Origin of the sequence: Rhodococcus sp. IEGM 1370, from assembly GCF_033142325.1 — a bacterium.
GTDB lineage: Bacteria > Actinomycetota > Actinomycetes > Mycobacteriales > Mycobacteriaceae > Rhodococcoides.
Genome location: NZ_JAWLRY010000002.1, coordinates 658,020 through 666,362 on the forward strand (window position 1 = coordinate 658,020; position 8,343 = coordinate 666,362).

Annotated in this window: 8 protein-coding genes; 5 read left to right on the forward strand and 3 right to left on the reverse strand. The window is 65.6% G+C overall.

Going from position 1 to position 8,343, the window contains the following annotated elements; all coding sequences use genetic code 11:
* Positions 1-162 precede the first annotated feature (162 nt).
* Genes R4P47_RS06340 through R4P47_RS06350 form a run of 3 tightly spaced genes read left to right on the forward strand, consistent with a single transcriptional unit; the run spans position 163 to position 2,772 of the window.
* Positions 163-855, forward strand: coding sequence for an MBL fold metallo-hydrolase (locus tag R4P47_RS06340; protein WP_094641933.1), 693 nt, complete (start codon positions 163-165; stop codon positions 853-855).
* Between the two features lie 2 nt (positions 856-857).
* Positions 858-2,129 (forward strand): histidine--tRNA ligase, encoded by a 1,272-nt coding sequence (gene hisS / locus R4P47_RS06345; RefSeq protein WP_269594190.1) that lies wholly within the window; start codon positions 858-860, stop codon positions 2,127-2,129.
* The gene (locus R4P47_RS06350) at positions 2,119-2,772 is read left to right on the forward strand and encodes a hypothetical protein (protein WP_269594189.1); all 654 of its coding nucleotides are present in this window, start codon (positions 2,119-2,121) and stop codon (positions 2,770-2,772) included. The genes hisS and R4P47_RS06350 overlap by 11 nt, the downstream gene beginning before the upstream one ends.
* Positions 2,773-2,779: 7 nt before the next feature.
* On the opposite strand, the gene R4P47_RS06355 is transcribed toward R4P47_RS06350, so the two are convergent.
* The gene (locus R4P47_RS06355) at positions 2,780-3,250 is read right to left on the reverse strand and encodes a DUF3237 domain-containing protein (RefSeq protein ID WP_317533092.1); all 471 of its coding nucleotides are present in this window, start codon (positions 3,248-3,250) and stop codon (positions 2,780-2,782) included.
* Positions 3,251-3,374: 124 nt separating this feature from the next.
* Between R4P47_RS06355 and R4P47_RS06360 the strand changes: the two genes are divergently transcribed.
* On the forward strand, positions 3,375-4,403 hold the full coding sequence (locus R4P47_RS06360; protein ID WP_269594187.1) for an Rv2578c family radical SAM protein: 1,029 nt from the start codon (positions 3,375-3,377) through the stop codon (positions 4,401-4,403).
* A 26-nt stretch (positions 4,404-4,429) separates the two neighbouring features.
* Here R4P47_RS06360 and R4P47_RS06365 read toward each other — a convergent pair whose 3' ends face one another.
* Entirely contained in the window at positions 4,430-5,347 is a 918-nt protein-coding gene (locus R4P47_RS06365) for a neutral zinc metallopeptidase (protein WP_317784283.1), read from the reverse strand.
* 170 nt (positions 5,348-5,517) lie between these two features.
* Here R4P47_RS06365 and aspS point away from each other — a divergent pair, with 170 nt between their 5' ends.
* A complete protein-coding gene (gene aspS, locus R4P47_RS06370) occupies positions 5,518-7,302 on the forward strand; it encodes an aspartate--tRNA ligase (RefSeq protein ID WP_068050575.1) in 1,785 nt (594 codons plus the stop codon).
* 77 nt (positions 7,303-7,379) lie between these two features.
* Here the strand turns inward: aspS and R4P47_RS06375 are convergent, their stop codons facing one another.
* On the reverse strand, positions 7,380-7,976 hold the full coding sequence (locus R4P47_RS06375; RefSeq protein ID WP_317784284.1) for a hypothetical protein: 597 nt from the start codon (positions 7,974-7,976) through the stop codon (positions 7,380-7,382).
* Positions 7,977-8,343: the final 367 nt, after the last annotated feature.

Here is an 8,343-nt window from a genome sequence, read left to right on the forward strand (position 1 = left end):
ACCTCGCCCGCTCGCTGCACGGACCGATCGTGTGGTAACCGGCCGAGAATCGGCCAACGCGAGTTTGCCACTGTTGCCTGAGAGCATGCTGGGGGGACCCGACGCGAGCGGCCACACTAAGCTTGCTCGGTACTTCGGCCTCAGCCTTTAGGAGCGTTTGTCTTGCTCGTCACCGGATTCCCCGCAGGCATGTTTCAGACCAACTGTTACATCCTGGCCCAGGACGACGCGTCCGAGTGTGTCGTCGTCGATCCCGGTCAGGACGCCGCGGATCCGCTGATCGACTTCCTGACGCAGTCCTCGCTCACCCCCACCGCAGTGTTGCTCACGCACGGTCATCTGGACCACACGTGGTCGGTGGAGCCGATCTGCGCAAAGTACGGCATCCCGGCGTACATCGCACCCGAGGACCGCTACATGCTGGCCGATCCGATCAAGGGAACGGGCCCGACGTTGGCGGCGGTACTGGGCGACCTCGAGTTCCACGAACCGGCCGAGGTGATCGAGCTCACGGACGGTCACCGGCTCGAGCTCGCCGGAATCGAGTTCACGGTGGTGCACACCCCCGGGCACACCCAGGGATCCGTCGTGTTCCTCGCCCACGCCGACGGGCCCGACGGCTCGGTTCCGTTGGCGCTGACCGGAGACACGCTCTTCGCGGGATCGATCGGGCGCAGCGACCTGCCCGGCGGCGATCATGATCAGCTGCTGCGATCGATCGCGAGTCGGCTGCTACCGCTGAGTGACGACACGGTGGTGCTCCCGGGGCACGGCGGACAGAGTTCGATAGGCCAGGAGCGTGAGTCCAATCCGTTCCTCGTTGGACTCACCGACCCCGAGCAAGGGAAGCTGTGAACGTGAGCAAGCCGACCGCCTTTTCTGCGCCCAAGGGCGTCCCCGATTACTTCCCCCCGAACTCGGCCGAGTTCGTCGCCGTCCGCGAGGGGCTGCTCGACGCCGCCCGCAACGCCGGCTACGGCCACATCGAACTGCCGATCTTCGAGGACACCGGGCTGTTCGCCCGCGGAGTCGGGGAGTCGACCGATGTGGTGAGCAAGGAGATGTACACCTTCGCCGACCGCGGAGATCGATCGGTGACGCTGCGTCCCGAAGGCACCGCAGGAGTCATGCGCGCGGTGATCGAGCACGGATTGGATCGGGGAGCGCTGCCGGTCAAGCTCGCCTACGCCGGGCCCTTCTTCCGCTACGAACGCCCGCAGGCCGGCCGGTACCGGCAGCTGCAGCAGGTGGGTGTCGAGGCGATCGGCGTCGACGACCCGGCGCTGGACGCCGAGGTCATCGCCGTGGCCGACGCCGGTTTCCGGACCCTCGGGCTCACCGGGTTCCGGCTCGAGATCACCTCGCTCGGCGACGATACCTGCCGCCCGCAGTACCGAGAGCTGTTGCAGCAGTTCCTGTTCGCGCTTCCCCTCGACGAGGACACCCGTCGACGCGCCGAGATCAACCCGCTACGGGTGCTCGACGACAAGCGCCCTGAGGTGCGCGCGATGACCGCAGACGCACCGCTGATGCTCGATCACCTCTCCGAATCGGCGAAGGAACACTTCGACGAAGTGCTGGCATACCTGGACGTGATGAACGTTCCGTACCTGGTGAATCCGCGGATGGTGCGGGGCCTGGACTACTACACCAAGACGACGTTCGAGTTCGTGCACGACGGGCTCGGCGCACAATCGGGCATCGGCGGCGGCGGACGCTACGACGGGCTGATGGAACAGCTGGGCGGGCAGGCGCTCTCCGGAATCGGGTTCGGCCTCGGCGTCGATCGCACCGTGCTGGCCCTCGCCGCCGAAGGCAAGACCGCGGGCGCGACGTCACGATGCCAGGTCTTCGGCGTTCCGATGGGTGCCGGCGCCAAGCTGGCGATCGTCGACATCGCGGCTCAGCTACGCGAACGAGGAATAGCCGTGGACATGGCCTACGGCAATCGCGGGATCAAGGGTGCCATGAAGGCCGCCGACCGGTCCGGGGCGCGGTTCGCGTTGATGCTCGGTGACCAGGAACTGGCTGCGGAATCGGTTCTGGTGAAAGACCTTTCGAACGGCGAGCAGGACACCGTTCCGATGGCCGACGTGGTCGACGCCCTCGGAGCGCGCCTTGCCCAGTGAGTCCCGGCCCGGTGACTCTCGGTCCAACGCGGGGCCGGTAGCCCTCGACCTGGTCTCGGTGGAGTTCCTGGCACCGCGCCTGCGCAAGATAATGGTCGGGTCGGCCGTGATCGGGATTCTTCTCGCCGTCGTCCTGGCGCTGTTCGCGCCGGTATGGGTTGCAGTTCTCGTCGGGGTGATCGTCGGCGGTCCCGCAGTGCTGTCGGGTTGGCTCGGTCTGCGCCGACGGGTGTGGCTCGACGGCCCGCAACTGTGCGCGCGAGGGTTGCGCACGCGCCGGCTGAAGATGCCGGAGGTGGTGACGGCCGAACTGACGATTCGAACGGCCGGAATCGATCAGATCTCGCTGCGGCTCTACGACGGGCGTACGCATATCGTCGTTCCTCTTGCGCTCTACACCAGGGACGGGGGCCGTGAGCTGCCGATTCTCGCGTTACGCAGCCTCGCCGACTCGCTGTGGACCACCGAGCTGGTGCCCGCCGCAGCGATCGCATCGGTGCTGGTGGATCAGCTGCGTGCCGAGGCACGCGATGCCGGACTCGATCAACGGCCGCTCTATCGCGCCGTCGAACTGGTTCGAAGCAAAGGGCGAACTCCGCAGGCCACGCTGACCGACCGCGAGGTCGCGCAGTTGCTCGACTGAACCGTGATCAGGTGACCAGGAAGGCGTCGAGCACGACGGCTTCGGCCGAGCGGGATCCGGACGTGACGACGAGTGCGCGGTTGAGATAGGTGAACTTCGGCACTGCGGTCGACACGCGGAGGGTGCCGCGGAAGTAGTACGTGGCGGGATCGACTTCACGCTCGGGATCGTTCAGAGCTTCGATGACCTCGGCAGGCCCGAACTGAACCCCTCGATAGTCCAAGGAGAGGTAGCCTCCGGTCGCCAATTCCAGAACGAGGTCGCTGCTGAACTCGGTGCATCCGTCGGGCCGCGTCACGCTGACGACGGTCGATCCGGCTGCGAGAGTCCCCTCGATGTCGGGGCCGGGAGCTGCGCCGCCGAGCACGGTGGTGACGACCCGCTCGCCCGCGGGTACCGAACCGATGTCGATTCCCGGTCCGAGTGTGAGGCCGAGACGCAGAATGGGTTCGAGGGTCGGTGTGTTCGGGGCGGTCACGGCGGTGCACTCCTAGGATCGACTGGGGGCCTACGGTATCGCCTTCCGATGACCACACCCGAGCGGGGATCGGCCGGGGCGAGCCGGCCTTGACACGACATAGAACAAATGTTCGACTGTGTGCATGCGATGGGCGGGCCAGACTCTCGACGCCGCGGACGACGGGGCGCTACCGGGGCTCGAGCGGTCGGGTTTGGTCCGCAGCGTACAGACGCCGGAGTTCGAGGGCATCACCTTCCATGAGGTGCTGTGCAAGAGCGCCCTGAACGAGGTCCCGAGCGAATCGCAGGTGCCCTTCTCGTGGACCGTCAACCCGATGCGCGGATGCTCGCACGCATGTCGATACTGCTTCGCCCGCCCAACGCACGAGTACCTGGATCTGGACTCCGGCAACGACTTCGACTCGCAGATCGTCGTCAAGACCAACGTCGCGGCCGTTCTGCGCAAGGAGCTTTCGCGGCGATCGTGGAAGCGTGAGCCGGTGGCGCTGGGAACCAACACCGACCCCTACCAACGCGCGGAGGGCCGATATCGGTTGATGCCCGGCATCATTCGGGCACTGACCGAATCCGGCACTCCGTTCTCGATTCTGACCAAGGGCACACTCTTGCGACGCGATCTACCTCTGTTGACGTTGGCCGCCCAGCAAGTCGACGTGCACGTGAGCATCAGCCTCGCTATTCACGACGCCGACCTGCAGAAGCAGCTCGAGCCCGGAACCCCAAGTCCGCGAGCGCGATTGGACCTCGTTCGAGCGGTCCGCGACGCCGGACTGGAGTGCGGAGTTCTGGTGGCACCGGTCATTCCGTTTCTCACCGACGGGGCCAAGCAACTGGACGGCCTCATCGGTGCTCTGGCCGAGGCGGGTGCGACGACCGTGACGGCCCTGCCGATGCATCTGCGTTCGAGCACCAAAGATTGGTACATGAGCTGGCTGGTGAAGGAGCACCCCGCGTTGGTGCGGCGGTACCGTCAGCTCTACGGGCACGGGGCGTACGTGACTCCGGAGTACAAGCAGTGGCTACGTGGCCGCATCGATCCGTTGCTCGACAAGTACGGGTTCGCCCCAGAGCAGACCCGCTCGCTGCCGGTCAACGAACCTGCCGAACCCCGAGCGTCGGTGACCTCGGGGCCGGCCCTCACCCTGTTCTGACTACGTCGTTCCGACTACTTCGGGGTTCAGGGATTGTTCAGGTCGCGTGCCGAGAACGTGTCGCAGGCCGCGACCTGCCCGGTCTCGTAGCCCGCGGTGAACCATGCCTGACGCTGTGCAGACGAACCGTGCGTCCAGCCCTCGGGGTTGACGCTGCCGGTGGATGCCTGCTGAATCCGGTCGTCGCCCACCGACGACGCGGCGGAGAGAGCGTCGTCGATGTCGGTGGTGGTCAGCGGCTCGAGGAACGGAACCCCGGTGTCCGGATCGACTGTGTCGGCTGCATAGTGCGCCCAGATTCCCGCGTAGCAATCGGCCTGCAACTCCACCTTGACGCCGCCGGACTCGGGTCCCTGGGGATCGGCCTGCGCGCGGCCGATGTCGCCCAGTTGGTTCTGCAGGTGGTGGCCGACCTCGTGCGCCACCACGTACTCCTGCGCCAGGGGGCCGCCGCTCGAGCCGAACTGGTCGACGAGAACCTGGAAGAAGCTGGTGTCGAAGTAGGCGGTGGAATCGGCGGGGCAGTAGAACGGCCCGACGGCGCTGGTGGCGTTGCCGCAGCCGGTGTTGATCGAACCGGAGAACAACCTCACGCCGGGTTGGACGTAGGCGACGCCGGTCTGAGCTTGCAGCTGTGCTTCCCAGACGGTGTCCAGGCTCGCCACAGTGAAGTCGACGCGGCAGTCGACGTTGCTGTTCGCTGCTGCGACATCACAATCGAGCGTTCCGGCCGATCCGGAGTCGTTCTGCCCCGCCGAGCTGTCGCCACCGCTGATCTGGTTGAGAATTGCCCCCGGATCGCCGCCGAACAGCAGAGCAAGGACGATGATGACCAGACCACCGGCACCCCCACCGATCGCCAACTTGCCGCGTCCGCCGCCACCACCGCTGCCGCCGACGGAGACTCGGCCTGGTTTCGTCCGCGAGCCCTCTCTGAAGGTCATGCCCGAGTTCCTCTCCGCCGAGCTCCCACCCTGTGGCGAGAACGCACATCGCTGCTGTCGGCCATAGCTTCGCATGCCGCGTCGCGATCTCGTTTCCTTCTACGGTCATGTGCTCCGTAGGATCGGTGAGCGAAGAACACGATCAGCGGATTTTTCTCGAAAGGACACCCGTGCTGCGCACCCACCTCGCCGGCTCATTACGCCCCGAGCACGTCGACCGAACCGTGACGCTGACGGGATGGGTGGCCCGCCGACGCGATCACGGCGGCGTCATCTTCATCGATCTGCGCGACGCGTCCGGTGTGTCCCAGGTCGTCTTCCGTGAGGGAGCAGCACTCGAGCAGGCCCATCGCCTGCGCGCCGAGTACGTCGTGAAGGTCACCGGCAAGGTCGAGGGCCGCCCCGAGGGCAACGCCAACTACGAGATCCCGACCGGTGCGATCGAGGTCGAGGCCTCCGAGATCGAGGTCTTGTCCGAGGCGGCACCGCTGCCGTTCCAGCTCGACGACCAGCCGGGCGAAGAAGCGCGTCTGAAGTACCGCTACCTCGATCTGCGTCGTGAGGGACCGGGGCATGCCATTCGCCTGCGCTCGCACGTCAACGCCGCCGCCCGCTCGGTGCTCGCGCACCACGAGTTCGTCGAGGTCGAGACTCCGACGCTCACGCGATCCACCCCCGAGGGTGCCCGCGACTTCCTGGTGCCGGCGCGGTTGCAGCCGGGTAGCTTCTACGCTCTGCCGCAGAGCCCGCAGCTGTTCAAGCAGCTGCTCATGGTCGGCGGTATCGAGCGCTACTACCAGATTGCCCGGTGCTACCGAGACGAGGATTTCCGCGCCGACCGTCAGCCGGAGTTCACTCAGCTCGACGTCGAGATGAGCTTCGTCACTCAGGACGACGTCATCCTGCTGGCCGAGGAGATCCTGGCATCGCTGTGGAAGCTCGTCGGGCATCACTTCACGGCTCCGATTCCTCGGATCACCTACGCCGAGGCGATGCGTCGCTACGGTTCGGACAAGCCCGATCTTCGCTTCGAGATCGAACTGGTCGAGTGCACGGACTTCTTCTCCGACACCACCTTCCGAGTATTCCAGGCCCCGTACGTCGGTGCGGTCGTCATGCCCGGTGGCGCGAGCCAGCCCCGGAAGCAGCTCGACCGATGGCAGGAATTCGCCAAGCAGCGTGGCCACAAGGGCCTCGCGTACGTTCTCGTCGGTGAGGACGGCACGCTGGGTGGTCCGGTTGCCAAGAACCTGACCGACGCCGAGCGCGACGGCCTCGCCGCACACGTCGGCGCGAAGAACGGCGATGCGATCTTCTTCTCCGCCGGCCCTGTCAAGGCATCCCGTGGATTGCTCGGTGCCGTGCGCGGCGAGATCGCTCGTAAGCTCGACCTGATCGACCCGAAGGCGTGGGCGTTCGTGTGGGTCGTCGATGCCCCGCTGTTCGAGCCCACGTCCGACGCCACAGCCAGTGGGGACGTGGCCGTCGGATCCGGTGCGTGGACGGCGGTGCACCATGCGTTCACCTCTCCGAAGCCGGAGTCGATGGATACGTTCGACACCGACCCCGGATCTGCTCTGGCCTACGCCTACGACATCGTCTGCAACGGCAACGAGATCGGCGGCGGCAGTATTCGTATCCACCGCAAGGACATTCAGGAACGGGTGTTCGCGATCATGGGTATCGGCAAGGAAGAAGCACAGGAGAAGTTCGGCTTCCTTCTCGATGCCTTCTCGTACGGCGCACCGCCGCACGGCGGCATCGCGTTCGGCTGGGATCGCATCACCGCGCTGCTTGCCGGAGTCGATTCCATCCGAGAGGTCATCGCGTTCCCCAAGTCCGGCGGTGGCATCGACCCGTTGACCGACGCGCCGGCACCCATCACGCCGCAGCAGCGTAAGGAATCGGGCGTCGACTTCAAGCCGGAGAAGAAGGAAGAACCAGCCGAGGCCTAGAAGGTTCGAAAACGAATGTCCCCGTAACGCACTGCGCTACGGGGACATTCGTCTGTAGGGGGGGCAGGAGCGGTGGGTCAGCGTGCGGGGGACAGCGGACCGCCGGTCAGGACGCGGTAGGCGTAGTTGGTCGCGATCACCGAGATCGGGATGGTCACCAGCCATCCGAGGAAGCAGGGGATAGCACCGACTATGTTGATCGCGGCCAAGGCCAGAATCAACAAGATGACGGGCCCGAAGTTCTTGACCACCAGGTCCACGCTCGACTTGATGGAGTCGATGGCCGACTGATTCTGGTCCAGGGCGAATGTCAAGGAGAAGATCGTCAGGACACTCGCCACGAGCAGAAGCACCGTTCCCAGGAACGGAACGAAACTCGACAGCACGCTGACGGCAGTCCAGATCACTGCCAGGATCGTGATCTGCGGAACGTTGGTGAGCTGGAAAAATCGACCGAGGGGCGGCTTCTGGAATCCGCCCGTCTCGTCCAGTGCTCCGCGAACGAATGCCGCGTTGACGAAGTAGCTGACCATACTCACGACGATCGTGACGAGAATCGACAGCACCGAGAAGGCTCCGGTGTCCAAGGTCTCGCCTCGATTGTCGGCGTTCATCGCCGCGGCGATGCTCGATGCGAAGACCACACCGAACGCAACCGCACCAAAAACGAACACGATGGCCGACAAACCGATCCACGGTCCCGCATTGGCCTTGAACTTGTCGAAGCTGTAGCTCAGCGCGGCACCGACCTCGAGGCGACCGGGGTTCGGGCCCAGCGGAGCCTGACCGTAGCCCTGGTTCTCGTAGTTCTCGTAGTTCTCGTAGTTCGCGTAGTTGCCGGGCGGGGGTGGATACGCACCGGGTGGCGGTGGATAGCTGCCGGGCGCGCCGATCTGAGGCGGGTAGTTTCCTGGCGGGGGTGGGTAGCCACCGGGAGGCGGGTAGCCGCCCTGTGGTGGGTAGTTGAACCGTCCTGGATCTGATGGAGACCTGGTTCAAGCCACTTCGCGGTCGGAGGTGGCGGTCGAGCATTGATGACGG

What these genes read in the sequence shown, in the direction of transcription:
- R4P47_RS06360 (WP_269594187.1), top strand. Translation starts at nt 3,375, where the DNA reads ATGCGATGGGCGGGCCAGACTCTCGACGCCGCGGACGACGGGGCGCTA.
- R4P47_RS06365 (WP_317784283.1), bottom strand. Translation starts at nt 5,347, where the DNA reads ATGACCTTCAGAGAGGGCTCGCGGACGAAACCAGGCCGAGTCTCCGTC.